This window comes from Amycolatopsis cynarae (genome assembly GCF_026802195.1).
GTDB lineage: Bacteria > Actinomycetota > Actinomycetes > Mycobacteriales > Pseudonocardiaceae > Amycolatopsis_E > Amycolatopsis_E rhizosphaerae.
This window is the reverse complement of record NZ_CP113836.1, coordinates 91,243-105,964: the sequence shown is the minus strand read 5'-3', so window position 1 is coordinate 105,964 and position 14,722 is coordinate 91,243. Positions and strand designations below refer to the sequence as shown.

17 protein-coding genes are annotated in these 14,722 nt (G+C 69.4%); 8 read left to right on the top strand and 9 right to left on the bottom strand.

Annotated features, from left to right (window positions below; translation table 11 throughout):
• The 4 genes from ORV05_RS00555 to ORV05_RS00540 are packed head-to-tail and all read left to right on the top strand — an operon-like array spanning position 1 to position 2,882.
• Positions 1 to 270: a helix-turn-helix transcriptional regulator gene (locus ORV05_RS00555; protein ID WP_144586430.1), complete on the top strand. Its 270-nt coding sequence runs from the start codon at positions 1 to 3 to the stop codon at positions 268 to 270.
• Positions 267 to 791 (top strand): hypothetical protein, encoded by a 525-nt coding sequence (locus ORV05_RS00550; RefSeq protein ID WP_268756479.1) that lies wholly within the window; start codon positions 267 to 269, stop codon positions 789 to 791. Before ORV05_RS00555 ends, ORV05_RS00550 begins: the two co-directional genes overlap by 4 nt.
• Positions 784 to 1,686 carry an ABC transporter ATP-binding protein gene (locus ORV05_RS00545; protein WP_407652659.1) on the top strand — a complete coding sequence of 301 codons (903 nt, stop codon included), beginning with the start codon at positions 784 to 786 and terminating at the stop codon, positions 1,684 to 1,686. The genes ORV05_RS00550 and ORV05_RS00545 overlap by 8 nt, the downstream gene beginning before the upstream one ends.
• On the top strand, positions 1,683 to 2,882 hold the full coding sequence (locus tag ORV05_RS00540) for an ABC transporter permease (RefSeq protein WP_268756478.1): 1,200 nt from the start codon (positions 1,683 to 1,685) through the stop codon (positions 2,880 to 2,882). The genes ORV05_RS00545 and ORV05_RS00540 overlap by 4 nt, the downstream gene beginning before the upstream one ends.
• On the opposite strand, the gene ORV05_RS00535 is transcribed toward ORV05_RS00540, so the two are convergent.
• Complete coding sequence (locus ORV05_RS00535) at positions 2,860 to 4,242, bottom strand: cryptochrome/photolyase family protein (RefSeq protein ID WP_268756477.1); 1,383 nt, start codon at positions 4,240 to 4,242, stop codon at positions 2,860 to 2,862. The genes ORV05_RS00540 and ORV05_RS00535 overlap by 23 nt on opposite strands.
• Before the next feature lie 68 nt (positions 4,243 to 4,310).
• Here ORV05_RS00535 and ORV05_RS00530 point away from each other — a divergent pair, with 68 nt between their 5' ends.
• Entirely contained in the window at positions 4,311 to 5,210 is a 900-nt protein-coding gene (locus tag ORV05_RS00530) for a S1 family peptidase (protein ID WP_268756476.1), read from the top strand.
• 115 nt (positions 5,211 to 5,325) lie between these two features.
• Here the strand turns inward: ORV05_RS00530 and ORV05_RS00525 are convergent, their stop codons facing one another.
• From ORV05_RS00525 to ORV05_RS00515, 3 genes are all read right to left on the bottom strand, one after another.
• On the bottom strand, positions 5,326 to 6,636 hold the full coding sequence (locus ORV05_RS00525) for a citrate synthase (protein WP_268756475.1): 1,311 nt from the start codon (positions 6,634 to 6,636) through the stop codon (positions 5,326 to 5,328).
• A gap of 193 nt (positions 6,637 to 6,829) precedes the next feature.
• Positions 6,830 to 7,750 (bottom strand): carbohydrate kinase family protein, encoded by a 921-nt coding sequence (locus ORV05_RS00520; RefSeq protein WP_268756474.1) that lies wholly within the window; start codon positions 7,748 to 7,750, stop codon positions 6,830 to 6,832.
• Positions 7,747 to 8,370: a TetR/AcrR family transcriptional regulator gene (locus ORV05_RS00515; protein WP_268756473.1), complete on the bottom strand. Its 624-nt coding sequence runs from the start codon at positions 8,368 to 8,370 to the stop codon at positions 7,747 to 7,749. Before ORV05_RS00515 ends, ORV05_RS00520 begins: the two co-directional genes overlap by 4 nt.
• Positions 8,371 to 8,440: 70 nt before the next feature.
• Here ORV05_RS00515 and ORV05_RS00510 point away from each other — a divergent pair, with 70 nt between their 5' ends.
• Positions 8,441 to 9,586, top strand: coding sequence for an acyl-CoA dehydrogenase family protein (locus ORV05_RS00510; protein ID WP_268756471.1), 1,146 nt, complete (start codon positions 8,441 to 8,443; stop codon positions 9,584 to 9,586).
• Between the two features lie 285 nt (positions 9,587 to 9,871).
• Here the strand turns inward: ORV05_RS00510 and ORV05_RS00505 are convergent, their stop codons facing one another.
• From ORV05_RS00505 to ORV05_RS00495, 3 genes are read right to left on the bottom strand one after another with little or no spacing between them, the layout of a single operon-like run.
• Positions 9,872 to 11,086 (bottom strand): amidohydrolase, encoded by a 1,215-nt coding sequence (locus ORV05_RS00505; RefSeq protein ID WP_268756470.1) that lies wholly within the window; start codon positions 11,084 to 11,086, stop codon positions 9,872 to 9,874.
• A 20-nt stretch (positions 11,087 to 11,106) separates the two neighbouring features.
• Entirely contained in the window at positions 11,107 to 11,583 is a 477-nt protein-coding gene (locus tag ORV05_RS00500; protein WP_268756469.1) for a GNAT family N-acetyltransferase, read from the bottom strand.
• Complete coding sequence (locus ORV05_RS00495) at positions 11,576 to 12,484, bottom strand: aldose 1-epimerase family protein (RefSeq protein ID WP_268756468.1); 909 nt, start codon at positions 12,482 to 12,484, stop codon at positions 11,576 to 11,578. Before ORV05_RS00495 ends, ORV05_RS00500 begins: the two co-directional genes overlap by 8 nt.
• Positions 12,485 to 12,570: 86 nt before the next feature.
• Here ORV05_RS00495 and ORV05_RS00490 point away from each other — a divergent pair, with 86 nt between their 5' ends.
• Both ORV05_RS00490 and ORV05_RS00485 read left to right on the top strand, forming a co-directional pair.
• Complete coding sequence (locus tag ORV05_RS00490; RefSeq protein WP_268756467.1) at positions 12,571 to 13,152, top strand: TetR/AcrR family transcriptional regulator; 582 nt, start codon at positions 12,571 to 12,573, stop codon at positions 13,150 to 13,152.
• Positions 13,149 to 13,976, top strand: coding sequence for an MBL fold metallo-hydrolase (locus tag ORV05_RS00485; RefSeq protein ID WP_268756466.1), 828 nt, complete (start codon positions 13,149 to 13,151; stop codon positions 13,974 to 13,976). Before ORV05_RS00490 ends, ORV05_RS00485 begins: the two co-directional genes overlap by 4 nt.
• Here ORV05_RS00485 and ORV05_RS00480 read toward each other — a convergent pair.
• Both ORV05_RS00480 and ORV05_RS00475 read right to left on the bottom strand, forming a co-directional pair.
• Entirely contained in the window at positions 13,957 to 14,382 is a 426-nt protein-coding gene (locus ORV05_RS00480) for a YbaB/EbfC family nucleoid-associated protein (protein WP_268756465.1), read from the bottom strand. The two genes, ORV05_RS00485 and ORV05_RS00480, sit on opposite strands and share 20 nt — an antisense overlap.
• Positions 14,379 to 14,714: a YbaB/EbfC family nucleoid-associated protein gene (locus ORV05_RS00475; protein ID WP_268756464.1), complete on the bottom strand. Its 336-nt coding sequence runs from the start codon at positions 14,712 to 14,714 to the stop codon at positions 14,379 to 14,381. The genes ORV05_RS00480 and ORV05_RS00475 overlap by 4 nt, the downstream gene beginning before the upstream one ends.
• Positions 14,715 to 14,722: the final 8 nt, after the last annotated feature.

Below are 14,722 nucleotides of genomic sequence, written 5' to 3'. Positions count from 1 at the left end.
ATGAGTCCGGTGAGACGTGGCAAAGAGCTGCCGATCTACAACCGCCTGCCGGTGCTCCGGGCGGAGCGGGGTCTGAGCCGGGCGGAGCTGGCCGAGGCGGTCGAGGTCAACCCGCAGACCATCGGCGCACTGGAGCGGGGCGACCACTACCCGAGCCTCGATCTCGCCCTGCGCATCTGCGCCGTGTTCGGCCTCCCGGTCGAGGCGGTGTTCAACCGCGAGCCGTTCGCACCACTGTCCACCCAGGTTTACGGCAAGGGGGAACGATGAACGTCACCAGCCAGCGCGTGTGGGAACGCTTCCTGGATCATCTGGAGCGCCGGGAAATCCGGCGTTCCCGGATGCTCCCCGGCTGGCGCACCCGGCGGCACCGCCGCACGCTCACCACGGTGCTGATCGCCGCGAGCCTGGTGATGATCGCCGACGCGGCCCTGATGGGCCCGGCTCCGAACCCGTGGTTCTTCACCTTCTGGTTCGCGAGCTACCTGGCGTGGCTCGCGTCCTTCGTCCTGTTGCGTGTCCTGACCGGCAAGATGTGCAGCTCGTTCTCCGCACTGCTCGACGAGCGCGAACGCGAGTTGCGCCACCGCGTGAGCTATTTCGGCTACCAGGCCCTCGCCACGCTGATGGTGCTGGGCCTTGGCTACCTGCTCGCGATCAGCCACCTGGAGAACGCGGCGTTGCGCGGCGCGATGATGCTCGCCGCACTGCTCATGCTGGGCGGATCGGTTCCGGCGATTATCCTCGGCTGGACGCTGCCCGACGACGACCCGGAGGATCGCGTTGCCTGAACTGGAAATCCGCCAAGTGTCCAAACGCTACGGTGACAAGGTCGCACTGGACGGCGTCTCGTTCGAAGTCCGCGCCGGGGAACTGTTCGGCTTCGTCGGCAGCAACGGTGCGGGCAAGACCACCACGATGCGCATCGCGCTCGGCGTGCTCGCCGCCGATTCCGGGGAGGTGCGGTTCGGCGGCTCGCCGATCACGCACGAGACCCGCACCCGCTTCGGGTACATGCCGGAGGAGCGCGGTCTGTACCCGAAGATGAAGGTGCTCGACCAACTGGTGTACCTCGCCGAGCTGCACGGGTTGAGCACCAACGCCGCGCACAAGAGCGCCGAGACCTGGATTTCCCGCCTCGGGCTCGCGCCGCGGCGGCTGGACGAGGTGCAGAAACTGAGCCTCGGCAACCAGCAGCGCGTCCAGCTCGCGGCCGCACTCGTCCACGATCCGGCGGTGCTCGTGCTCGACGAGCCGTTCTCGGGACTCGACCCGATCGCGGTGGACGTGATGAGCGGCGTGCTCCGGGAGAAGGCCGCGACCGGGGTGCCGGTGCTGTTCTCCAGCCACCAGCTCGACCTGGTCGAGCGGCTGTGCGACCGGATCGGCATCATCCGCAGTGGACGGTTGGTGGCCTGCGGTTCGGTCGATCAGCTGACCGCCGGGGCGAGCGCCCAGCTGATCGTCTCGGCGCCACAGGCCCGTCCCGGCTGGGCCAAGGAACTGCCGGGGGTGCAGGTGGTCAGCGAGGAGCCGGCGCACACGGTGCTGGAGCTCGCCCCGGAGGTGGACGACCAGCTGGTGCTCGCCGCCGCCACCGCCACCGGCCCGGTGCGCGAGTTCCGGAGGCTGCGGCCGAGCCTCGCCGAGCTGTTCCGCAACGTCGTCGCAGGGGAACCGAAATGACCACACCGCATCCCGTCACCCCGCTCAGGGCGATCGGCCTGATCGCCCGCCGGGAACTGAACACCCGGCTGCGCACGCGGTCCTTCGTCGTCGGCACCGCCGTCATACTGGTGATCCTCGCCGGCTACCTGTTGTTGCAGGCCAGCCTGTTCGGCCACGCCAACAAGGCGAAGATCGGGCTCACCGGGCAGGCCATCGGCATCGCGGCCCAGTTGAAGGCCGCGGGGGCCGCGGCGGGCAAGGACGTGGAAACCACCGTGGTGCTCAACCCGGCCGACGGGCGCGCGCGAGTGGCCGACGGGGATCTCGATCTGCTCGTGTCCGGCAGTGCCGCCGATCTCCAGGTGCTGGTGAAGTCCGATTTGGACAATCAGCTGCGGGCGGCGCTGAACGGCGTCTCGCGGCAGCAGGTGCTCGACGCGAAGCTGCTGGAAGCGGGCCAGGATCCGGCGCTGGTGATGCGCGAGGTCGACGCCACCCAGGTCGGGGTCACCACCGTCGAACCGCCGGACCCGGGGCGCGGCCAGCGCCTCGCGATCGGCCTGATCACGGTTTTCCTGCTGTTCTTCGGCATCCAGACCTACGGAGCCTTCGTGGCGCAGGGCGTGGTGGAGGAGAAGGCGAGCCGCGTGGTGGAGATCCTGCTGTCCACGGTGCGGCCATGGCAGCTGATGCTCGGCAAGGTGCTCGGGCTCGGCCTGGTCGGCCTGGTCCAGATCCTCATCCTCGCCGCCGCGGGACTCGGCATGGCCCAGGCCACCGGGGTGCTGACCCTCGCCGGGGTCGCGGCAGGCACCGTCGCCTGGGGAATCCTCTGGTACGTCCTCGGTTTCTTCCTCTACGCCACGGTGTACGCGGCGGCCGGTTCCCTGGTCTCGCGCCAGGAGGACGCGGCCTCGGTGATCACCCCGGTCAGCATGGTGCTGATGATCGGGTTCGTGGTGGGCTTCAACGTACTGCTGCAGAACCCCACCGGCGGCACGGTCCGCACCCTGTCGCTGATCCCGTTGTTCTCCCCGATCCTGATGCCGGGCCGGATCGCCACCGGTGCGGCCGCGGGCTGGGAGATCGCGCTGACCCTGGTGCTGACGCTGCTCACCACGGCCGTGGTGACCTGGCTGGGCTCCCGCGTCTACCGCAACGCGGTGCTGCACACCGGCAGCAGGCTCGGCCTCAAGTCCGCGCTGCTCGGCTGATCCGGCCGAACCGTTCGAGGGCGACCTGGCGTTCGTGGGCGTGGTCCACCATGGGCGCCGGGTAGCCCGTGGGCGGTTCCGGCAGCCGCCAGGGCCGGTGCACGGCCTTTCCGGGCACGGCACGCAGTTCCGGCACGTACCGGCGGACGTAGTCGCCGTGCGGGTCGAATCGCTCCCCCTGCGCGGTGGGGTTGAAGATCCGGAAATAGGGCGCGGCATCGGTGCCGGAGCCCGCGACCCACTGCCAGTTCAGCTGGTTGGCGGCCAGGTCGCCGTCGAGGAGGTGGCGCAGGAAGTGCCGCGCTCCCCACCACCAGGGCAGGTGGAGGTCCTTGACCAGGAAACTGGCCGCGATCATGCGCACGCGGTTGTGCATCCAGCCCTCGGCAAGCAACTGGCGCATCCCGGCGTCGACGATCGGGAATCCGGTGCGGCCCTCGCACCACCGCTCGAAGGCCTCGGGGTCGTGGTCGTAGTCCATTCCGTCGAAACGGCGGTCGTAGTTGTGCCGCGCCGCGTCGGGCCGGTGCCACAGGACGTCCGCGAAGAACTCCCGCCAGGCCAGCTCGGACGTCAGCGCCTGGGCGCCGGGGCCGGAACGCTCCGCCAGATCGGCGAGCAGCGACCGCGGGTGGAGGCATCCGAAGTGCAGATGGGGTGAGAGCCGGGTGGTGCCCGGCAGGTCCGGGCGGTCGCGGGCGGTGTGGTACCCGTCCAGGCCCGCACGCAGGAATCGCCGCCAAATCCGGTTCGCCGCCGCTTCACCCGCGGGCGGCAGCACCGGCCCGTCACGTCCGGGTGCGGCGGGCAAGACCGATTCGCGCCCGGGGTCGAGCCAGTCCACTGTGGATCTTCCGGACGGGGATCCACCGTACGGCGGCGGGACGCCATGCCGCAGCCAGGACCGGTAGTAGGCGGAGAACACCCGGTAGGGCTCGCCGTCGGGCTTGGTGATCGTGCCCGGCGGGATCGCATACGGCGAACCCTCGGCCACCCAGCCGATCCCCCGGCGGCCGAGCTCCTTTTCGACCGCTCGGTCGCGGCGCGTACCGTACGGCCCGAAGTCGGCGCTCACGTGCACACTGACGGCACCGAACTCCTCGGCGATCTTCGGCACCTCGTGCACGGGATCGCCCCGGACCACCAGCAGGCGGCCACCCAACTGCCCGTCGAGCGCGCGCAGGCATTCGGCGAGGAAGGAGGCGCGGGCCGCTCCCGCCCGGGCGAGCAGCACGTCGTCGAGCACGAACAGGGCGAGTACCCGTCGTGTCCGTGCCAGTGCGCTCAGCAACGCAGGATGGTCTCCCAGTCGCAAATCCCGGCGAAACCACAGAATCGCCGCGCCGATTCCGGAAACCATCGTTTCACTCTAGTGTCCAGAGTCATAGTGCCAGAACCGAACGAGGGGTCTCAGCCGTCGTAAACAAGGTGAAACGAAGTTCGAAAACCCGCGGGTTCGGCAGGCAGTTCGCCCTGGCGGTTGCCGTCACGGTGGGCGCGGCGGGCGCTGGGCTCTACACCGCCTCCAGCCGGAACCAGGTGCACGCCGCCGACCTGCCCGCGCAGGCGGTCGGCGCGCAAGGGCAGGGGAAGGATCAGGGTGAGCCCGCCGGCGTCGGAGAACCCGCGTCCTCGCCTGCCACGCTGACCTCCCCGCCGATCCCGAACGCCGTTTTGCCCTTCAACGCGAAGCTCACCTCTCACGACATCCCCGTCGAGGGCGGCGGCGTGCGAACCGGCGGCTGCAGCGGCGCGCTGATCGACAGCGGCTGGGTCATCACGGCCGGACACTGTTTCCACGATCTGCGGGACAACCGGGTCGGAGGCAGGCCGAAGTATCACATGACCGTCGTGGTCGGCAAGAACAAGGACAGCGACTCCGGGGGCGCCACCAGGCAGGTCGTGGACGTCCGCCAGTCTCCGCTCAACGACCTCGCCGTGGCCAAGCTCGACACCCCGATCACCGACATCATCCCGCTGACGCTCGACGACCAGAAGGCGGCGGTCGGCAAGCAACTGGAGTTCGCGGGTTGGGGCTCGCTCTCGGCCACCGTCATCCAGCAGACCGACCACCTCAAACGGGGCCGCTTCGCCATCTCGGCGATCCACTCGAGCACCTACGAAGCGCAGCCGCTTGCGGCGCGGACCGTGGAAAACAGCCCGTGCCCCGACGATTCCGGTTCGCCGTATTTCGTCTCCAGCGACCAAGTACACGGCGTGCTGGTGGCGATCGAGGACGCGGGCCCGGACTGCCCCCAGCCGGGCAACGAGACCCTCGCCAGGATCGACGTGGTCGCCGACTGGATCCACCAGCAACTCGGGAACTAGCCGGTCATAAACGCCCTCAAGGTCGCCTTGAGGCACGCGCCCGTCACCCCCTACACGCGAAAGTGCCCTCTCCCGGTTCGAGAGAGGGCACTCGTGCGAAGAACGCCGAAAACGATCAGCGCTCGGAGATCGGCGAGTAGTCGCGCTGCTTCTCGCCGGTGTAGATCTGCCGAGGACGGCCGATCTTGGTGGCCGGGTCGTTGATCATCTCGCGCCAGTGCGCGATCCAGCCGGGGAGACGGCCCAGGGCGAACAGCACCGTGAAGTACTTGGTCGGGAAGCCGAGCGCCCGGTAGATCAGACCGGTGTAGAAGTCGACGTTCGGGTACAGCTTGCGCTCCACGAAGTAGTCGTCGGAGAGCGCGGTTTCCTCGAGCGTCTTGGCGATGTCGAGCAACTCGTCGTTGACGCCGAGCTTGTTGAGGATCCGGTCCGCGGTGGCCTTGATGATCTTGGCGCGCGGGTCGTAGTTCTTGTAGACCCGGTGCCCGAAGCCCATCAGGCGGACACCCTTCTCCTTGTTCTTCACCCGGTTGACGAACTCGGAGACGTTCCCGCCGGAGGCCTTGATGCCGTCCAGCATCTCCAGCACCGCGCTGTTCGCGCCGCCGTGCAGGGGGCCGAACAGGGCCATGATGCCCGCGGAGATGCTGGCGAACAGGTTCGCCTCCGACGAGCCGACCAGGCGCACCGTCGACGTCGAGCAGTTCTGCTCGTGGTCGGCGTGCAGGATGAACAGCAGGTCGAGGGCCTTGGCGACCTCGGGGTCGATCTCGTACGGCTCCGCGGGCAGCCCGAAGGTCATCCGCAGGAAGTTCTCCACCAGGCCGAGCGAGTTGTCCGGGTAGAGGAACGGCTGGCCGATCGACTTCTTGTAGGCGTAGGCGGCCAGGGTGGGGACCTTCGCCAGCAGGCGAACGGTGGACAGCTCGACGTTCGGTTCGTCGAACGGGTTGAGCGAGTCCTGGTAGAAGGTGGACAGGGCGGACACCGCGCTGGACAGCACCGGCATCGGGTGCGCGTCACGCGGGAAGCCGTCGAAGAACCGCTTCAGGTCCTCGTGCAACAGGGTGTGCCTGTTGATCTTCTGGGTGAACTCCTCCAGCTGCGTGGCCGTCGGCAGCTCGCCGTAGATCAGCAGGTAGGAGACCTCGATAAAGCTGGAGTGCTCGGCCAGCTGCTCGATGGGATAACCACGGTAACGGAGAATGCCGGCGTCACCGTCGATGTAGGTAATAGCCGACGACGTGGAGCCCGTGTTGACGAAACCCGGGTCGTAAGTGATGTACCCCGTCGACGCCAGCAGCTTCCCCAGTTCGATACCGGGAGCACCCTCGACGGCGTTGACCACCTTAAGCTCGTACTCGCCGTTCGGCAGGCGCAGCGATACCGTGCTGCCGCCGGACGCCGCAGTCGCGTCGGACATGCAAGTCCCTCTCACGGTCACACGGGTCGGCGGCGCCTGCAGGTTACGCAGACAGCCATTTGTTCGCGCGCGACCGGGAATTGGCCTCGCCGCACACCGCCCCGCTGGGGTATGAATTCTCCCCTCACGCTAGTCGAACGAGTGGCCTTCGCGCAGCCATTGTGTTACCCACAGCAAACCGTTGGGATCAGTTTCACACCATTTCCGCGGCGGTCGGCGGCTCGGCCCCGCTGCGGGAGACTGTGACGGACGCCGCTTTCGCCGCATAGGCGAGCGCGGAACGCCATTCCGCCACCCCGAGATCGGTGATGGCGCCCACATTCCGGTTGTGCAGCCAGGCGAGCAATGCGCCCTGCACGGTGTCACCCGCCCCGATGGTGTCCTTCACCTTCACGGGGGCCGACGGCACGCCGACTTCGAGTTCGCGAGTACGCACCGCGATTCCCTGGGCGCCCTTCGTGAGCACGACGGCGTCCACCCCGGCCGCGAGCCAGCGCTTGGCCGCCTCGTCCGGGTCGATTCCCCCGGCGAGCCACGAGGCGTCCTCGTCGGACAGTTTCAGCAGGCGCACGTCCGGCAGCCAGGACAGGAACCGCTCCCGGTAGGCGCCGGGGTCGGCGATGAGGTCCGCGCGGATGTTCGGGTCGAGCGCGGTGAGCACCCCGCGGGCCGACTCGCGGCGAAGGACGGCTTCGTAGGCGCTCGCGCCGGGCTCGAGCACGAGGCCGAGCGTGCCCAGGCAGAGCACGGACACCCCTTCGGGCAGCGGTCCGGGGTCGGCGACGAACCGGTCGGCGGTGCCCTCGGTGTAGAAGGTGTAGCTCGCGGCGCCCCGCTCGTCGAGCGCCACCACCGCCAACGTGGTGGGTTCCGGCCCGCTCTGCAGCAGCGATATGTCGACATTCGACGCCGTCAGTCGCTTTCGCAGCGCCTGCCCGAAGCGGTCCTCCGAGAGCCGGGACAGGAAGGCGGTGGGCTCTCCGAGCCGCCCGGCCGCCAGTGCCACGTTGTACGGACCGCCCCCGAGCCTCGGCAGCAGCGAGGTCAGTCCGCTGTCCACTATGGATTCCCCTGGCACCAGATCGACCAGCGCCTCACCACCCACCACGATCACGAGGTGATGCTAGCCCGATCGCGTGAGGCCAGGCCATCGAGCAGCAGCTCCGACAGCGCCGTGAACGCCTCCGCGTCCGACACGCCGGCCCGCGCGCCCACCACCCCGCTCTGGATGCTTTCGACGAGCACCGCGGCCATCTCCGCGATGAGCTGAGCGTGCACTTCGCGGAACACACCGTCGTCGACACCGCGGGCGATGAACGAGCGGATCCGCGCCGCGGCGGCCCGGCTGTTCAGCTCGTAGGCGTCGCGCGCGGGAGCGAAGTCGTTGATGTCGCGCATGAACTCCGGAGAGGCGCGGTGCAGGTACTCGGCGATCCCCGCGAGGTAGGTGCCGATGGTCTCGCGGGCGTCGGAGATCCCCGCTATCCGCTCGTCGAGCAGCTCGGCCGCCCCCTTGAAGAAGTGCGCCACCACGCGGACGGCGAGCTGCTCCTTGCTGGGCGCCAGCGCGTACAGCGTCGACTTCGAGCAGTGCATCTTCGCGGCCAGGTCGTCGAGGGTGAAGTGGATGAACCCCTCGGCGAGGAACAGCTCCTCCAGCTCGGCGAGCAGCGCACGCTGACGGGCGGTCAATTGCCGGCTTCCCTGGGTGCGAAGAGGGATGCGATCTGCCATCGGAACACCGTATGTGCTGTACTCTGGACGATTACATAGTACTGTGTCGAGTACAGATGCGGAGGCTGTCATGCCGGTCGAACGCCTACTGCCGAACCGTGAGGCCGAGGAGCTGCTGAAGCTGACAGCCGAACTCGCCCGCGACGAACTCAAGCCGTTGGCCGCCGAGTACGAGGAGGCAGAGCGCTTCCCCCGTGAGCAGTTCCGGCTGCTGGGCAAGTCGGGCCTGCTCGGGCTGCCGTACGCGGAGCGCTGGGGCGGCGGCGAGGTGCCCTACGAGGTGTACCTGCAGGTCCTGGAGGAGATCGCCGCGGCGTGGATGTCGGTCGGCGTCGGGCTGTCGGTCCACACGATGTCGTGCTTCGCACTCGCCCACCACGGCACCGACGAGCAGCGCGACCGCTGGCTGCCGGGGATGCTCGAGGGGCAGCTTCTCGGCGCCTACGCGCTCTCGGAACCGCACGCCGGCTCCGACGCCGCGGCGCTGTCCACCCGGGCCCGGCTGGACGGCGATCACTACGTCGTCAACGGCACCAAGGCGTGGATCACGCACGGCGGGCAGGCCGACTTCTACACCACCATGGTGCGCACCGGCGACGGTCCCACGGGCGCGATCTCGTGCCTGCTGATCGACGGGGCGACACCCGGCATGGCCGCCGCACCGCCCGAGCGGAAAATGGGCCTCACCGGGTCGACCACCGCTCAGATGATCTTCTCCGACGCGGCGGTGCCCGCAGGCCGGCTGATCGGCGGCGAGGGCGCGGGACTGCGCATCGCGCTGTCCTCTTTGGACTCCGGACGGCTCGGGATCGCCGCCTGCGCGGTCGGTCTGGCCCAGGCGGCGCTCGACGAGGCGGTGGCCTACGCCAAGGGGCGCACCCAGTTCGGCAGGCCCATCATCGAGTTCCAGGGCCTGGAGTTCCTGCTCGCCGACATGGCCGCCGCGGTCGACTCGGCCCGCGCCACCTACCTCGACGCGGCCCGCCGCCGGGACCGCGGCCTGCCCTTCGGCCGCCAGGCCTCGGTGGCCAAGCTGATCGCCACCGACGCGGCCATGAAGGTCACCACCGACGCCGTGCAGGTCCTCGGCGGCGCCGGCTACACCCGCGACTTCCCGGTGGAGCGGTACATGCGCGAGGCGAAGGTGCCGCAGATCTTCGAAGGCACGAACCAGATCCAGCGCATGGTCATCGCCCGCGCCCTGAAGAAGTCCTGACCCCGCGGCTTGCGGCGTTGGCCGTGAAGGGTCCCTTCACAGCAGCGTCGGCACCTTCCAGCCCGAGTCCCACGTTCCGGCGCTTGTGTCCCACATTCGGTCTGCGTTGAGGTTCCCTCAGAGCGCCGGGCTCTTGCCCGGGAGCCTGGCGCTCTTTCCTGTGCCCTGAAGGTCGCCTTCAGGGTCATAAACGCCCTCAAGGTCGCCTTGAGGGCACGCCCCTGACACGAACAGGGCCCTGGCCCTGCCGACTGTGAAGGGACCCTTCACGGCACGGCAAACGCCTCAGGCTTCGCGGTAGCGGCGGTCCTCGACGACGCCCTCGCCGCGTGCCTCGTCGAAGTGGTACACCTCCCGGCCGCGGATGAACACCCGCAGCGCGCGGTTCATCACGTCCAGCGGATCACCGGACCAGATCACCACGTCGGCGTCGAGCCCCGGCCTGAGCGATCCGACACGGTCCTGCAGGCCGAGCATGCTGGCCGGGTTCACCGTCAGCGCCCGCAGCGCCGCCTCGGGCTCCAACCCATCCTTGACCGCCAGCGCGGCCTGGTAGACGAGGAAGTTGATCGGCACCACCGGATGGTCGGTGGTGATCGCCAGCTTCACCCCCGCCCTGGCCAGGATGCCCGCGGAGCGCAGCGTGCGGTTGCGCAGCTCGACCTTCGAGCGCGTGGTGAACAGCGGGCCGAGGATCACCGGCACGTCGTGCTCGGCGAGCACGTCCGCGATCAGGTGCCCCTCGGTCCCGTGGTTGACGACCAGCCGGTAGCCGAACTCCTGGGCCAGCCGGATCGCGGTGACGATGTCGTCGGCCCGGTGGGTGTGCTGGTCCCAGTAGAGCTTCCCGTCGAGCACCATCGCGAGCGTTTCGAGCGTCAGGTCCACGTCGAACGGCTTGCCCTCGGCCCGGGCGTGGTCGCGCTGCGCCACGTAGTTGCGCGCCTTGGTGAAGGCCTCGCGGATGATCGCCGCGGTCCCCAGCCGGGTGGACGGGGTCTGGTTCTTGTCGCCGTAGACCCGTTTCGGGTTCTCCCCGAGTGCGCTCTTCACGCTCACCTCGTCGGCGAACACGAGGTCGAGCGCGGTGCGGCCCCAGGTTTTCACCGCGACCGTCCGACCCCCGATCGGGTTGCCCGAGCCCGGCTTGACCACCACGCTGGTGACCCCGCCCGCCAGTGCGTCGTCGAACCCGACCTCGAACGGGTCGATCCCGTCGATCGCGCGGAAACGCGCCCCGTTGGGGTCGGTCATCTCGTTGGTGTCGTTGCCGGACCAGCCCTCGCCCTCCTCGTGCACGCCGAGGTGGACGTGCGCGTCGAGGAAGCCGGGGAGCACCCAGGCTCCCGCGGCGTCGATCAGTTCGGCATCCTCCGGGAAGTCGACGTCGGCGTCCGTGCCGACCGCGACGATCTTGCCGTTCTCGATGAGAACCGTGCCGCCGTCGATCGGTTCCCCGTCGACCGGCACGACGTAACCACCCACAATCGCACTCACCATGGTTCGACACGCTAACGAACTCAGGGCCGCGATGCGCTACGAACCTTCGTGAAGTGCACCAGTTGGTAACCGTTCTCCTGCGTTCGCCCGGTTTCCCGGTAGCCGAGACGCGGGTAGAGCCGCAGCGGGCCGGTGCTGTGCTCGCCGGTGAACAACCGCAGGGTGGTCACCGCGGGCGGCAACCGGTCCTCCGCGGCGAGCAGCAGCGTCCGGCCGAGCCCGTGCCGTTGCCGGTCGGGCGCGACGACCAGCCTGCCCACCTCGCCAGTCTCCCCCCGCACGAGAATCCGCACCCCGGCCACCAAGCGGCCGGATTCCCTGATCCCCCAGGCGAAAACGGCCGAGTCCAGCAGCATCGACCGCAGCTCGTCGAGGGTTTCGGTGAGCGGCGGCAGGAACAGGTCGCCGTGCGCCTGCGCTTCGGTCACGTAGGAAGCCCGTTGCAGGGTGAGCAGTTCACCCGCGTCCGGCTCACCCAGGCGAAGTGGTTCAACCATGGATCCGGATGCCCCAGCTTCCCGTCCACGAGGTACCCGGGTCGAGCTCGATGAGGTCCGTGCCGGAGTTGAGCGCGTCGGCGGGACAGGTCATCGGTTCCAGCGCGATCGCCCGGCCGCGGCCCACCAGTTCGGCCGGGGTGAACACCTGGACCCACCGGAAGTCGGCATCGGTCCAGACCTCCAGGGTCCTGTCCTCGTGGGAAAGGTAGTGGTGGTGCCGCCCGTCCTGTTCCGCGGTCAGCCCCCCGAAGGCGGTGTCGAGGTCGACCTCGCCCACCGGGCGACCGGTTCGGAAGTCGTACTCGGTGCCCTCGACGTCCTGCTCCTCGCCGTAGGGCAGCTGGGCCTCGGCGAGGTACGGGCGCACTCGGGTCGCGGGCAGGGTCAGCGTGAGCTCGTCGGTCGGGACGTCGCCGATGCGGAAGTACGGGTGAGTGCCCACCCCGACCCCGATCGGGGTTTCGCCCTCGTTGCGCATCTCGTGGGTGACGGTGAGCGCGCGGGGCGCGAGGTCATAGGTGATGCGCGCGTGCAGCGGCACCGGCCAGCCCGGCTGCGCCTCGACCTCGATTTCGAAGGTGATCGACGATTCCGCGTGCTCGACAAGCGTCCATTCGCGGTGCCGCGTCAGGCCGTGGATGGCGTTGCCGCGCGCCTCTTCGGTGACCTCGAGGACCTGCTTTTCGCCCTGGTAGGTCCACTCCGCCCCCTTGGTGCGGTTGGGCCAGGGCAGCAGCACCTGTCCCGCGCCCTTCGGGGGTTTCGCCTCGGCGTCGAAGGTCTCGACGTAGGGGACGCCCGAAATCTCGAAGGTCCGCAGCCCCGCGCCGATCTCGGTGACCACCGCGCGGGCCGCACCGCGGGTGATCTCGAACTGCTCTCCGGTGGGATTAGCCATGTCCGCGAATCTATACGGCGCTTGCCGCGTCCCTTTCGCACAACACTAACTAGACCGGTCGTCATAGTTTACGTTAGGCTGTGTCCATGGCTCGCAGGACCGACACCCGGCAGCGCATGCTCGAAACGGCCGCCGACCTGTTCCACCAGCAGGGCTACCACGCCACTGGTCTGAACCAGCTGGTCAGCGCGGGCGGCGCCCCCAAGGGATCGCTGTACTTCCACTTCCCCGGCGGAAAGGAGCAGCTGGCCGCCGAAGCGGTCACGGTGGCCGCCGAACGCCTGAACGAACGGCTGAAGACGCTGCTCGCCGAGGCACCGGACCCCGGCACGGCCATCGAACGCGTGGTCACCGCGCTCGCCGAGGGCCTGGCCGCCTCCGGCTTCCAGCGGGGCTGCCCGATCGCACTGGTCGCGATGGACGCCGGAACCACCAGCGAACCGATCCGCGGCGCCAGCTGCGGCGGCTACGGCTCCTGGCAGCGGACCATCGCCGAGTACCTGGAGAACCGGGGAACCGAAGCGGTGCAAGCGGAAGCGTTGAGCGTGATCGCGCTCAGCGCGATCGAAGGAGCGCTCCTGCTGGCCCGGCTGAACCGGGATCTCGCCCCGCTCCACACCGTCGGCGTCCACCTGCGCCGCACCTTCACCGAATCGGAGCCGTCATGAAAGTGCACCACTTCAACGCGGGAACGATGCGGCCGCCCGGCGGGCGGCTGATCGACGGGCGCGGCGGATTCCTCCACCGCGCCGAACTGGTCTGCCACTGCCTGCTGATCGAAGCGGGCGAAGAGCTCGTACTCGTCGAAACCGGCTTCGGCACCCCCAGCCTCCGCAGCCCCCGAGACTGGCTCGGCGACCGGTTCGTCAAGCGCGTGGCGCCGCGGCCCCGGTCCGGCGAGACCGCGAAGGAACAAGTCGAACGGCTCGGCTTCGCCGTCGAGGACGTGCGGCACGTCGTGCTCACCCACCTCGATCTCGACCACGCGGGCGGGCTCGCCGACTTCCCGCACGCGACCGTCCACGTGTACGCGGAGGAACTTCGGGCGCTGCGCTCGCCGCGCGACGAAGCCGAACGCGCGCGGTACCGGCAGGTCCAGTTCGAACACGGGCCACGCTGGAGCGCCTACTCCGAACACGGCGAGCCGTGGTTCGGTTTCGAGGCGGTGCGCGAGTTGGCGGACCTGCCGCCGGAGATCCTGCTGGTCCCGCTGAGCGGGCACACCCGCGGTCACGCGGGAGTGGCCGTCGACACCGGCGACGGATGGCTGCTGCACGCCGGAGACGCGTACTTCTTCCACGGCGAGGTCGACCCGTTCCGCCCGCACTGCCCGCCCCTGCTGGCGCGGTTCGAGGCCCGCGTCCAGACCGTCGCCCAGCCCCGGGTGGAAAACCAGCAGCGTCTTCGGGAACTCGCGCGCACCGGTGAGGTCGGCATCTTCTCCGCCCACGACCCGGTCGAGCTCCGCCGGTTCACTCCCCGGGCGGAATGACGCGCCAGCGGTGGGCGTTCGGGTCGACGCCCGGCGTGTAGGGGATCACCTCGGGGTCGGGGCCGATCTCGTCGGCCAGGCCCGCCGAGCGCATCATGTCCAGCGCGGCCGCGTCACCCAGGACGTCACCGAGCACGTTCACGCCTTCGGCCAGCGCGGCACGCTGCGCCCGGTGCGCCAGTTCGACGATCTGCGCGCCCAGCTCGTCCACCCCCAGCGCGAGCGCGGATTCGTCCAGGCGCAGCTCCTTCAGCCCGCCGTGCACATCGACCGTGACCCGCACGTTCTCGTCGCCGTTGTGGGCCCAGCCGCGGATCTCCCCCAGCCGCTCCGGCAGCCGTTCGGTCGCACGCAACCGCTCGTCGGCGTCGGCCAGCAGCCGCTCGGTGGTGCGGCGCTCGCTCATCCGCGGGTCCAGTCCCGGTCGAAGTCGTCGTCCGCCTCCAGCAGCTTCGGGTCGTAGGTCAGCCCGAGGCCCTCCGCGACCCGTTCCCCGCGGCGGCCGAGCGCCTGCGCGTAGAGCTGTTGTGCCCGCTGGTTCGCCTTCGCGGTCGCCTTCGCCGCCGTCGCCACCACGGTCTCCGCCAGATACGGGGCGCCGTACCGCAAGGCCTGCGGGGTGAGCTTCACCGAACGCAGCCGCCCACCGACCCCCACCTCGACCGTGACACCGTCCGCACTCGCACTCCCGACGATCGGGCCCGCCGCCGAGAACACCTCGTCCACCCCACGCTCCACGACGGAAA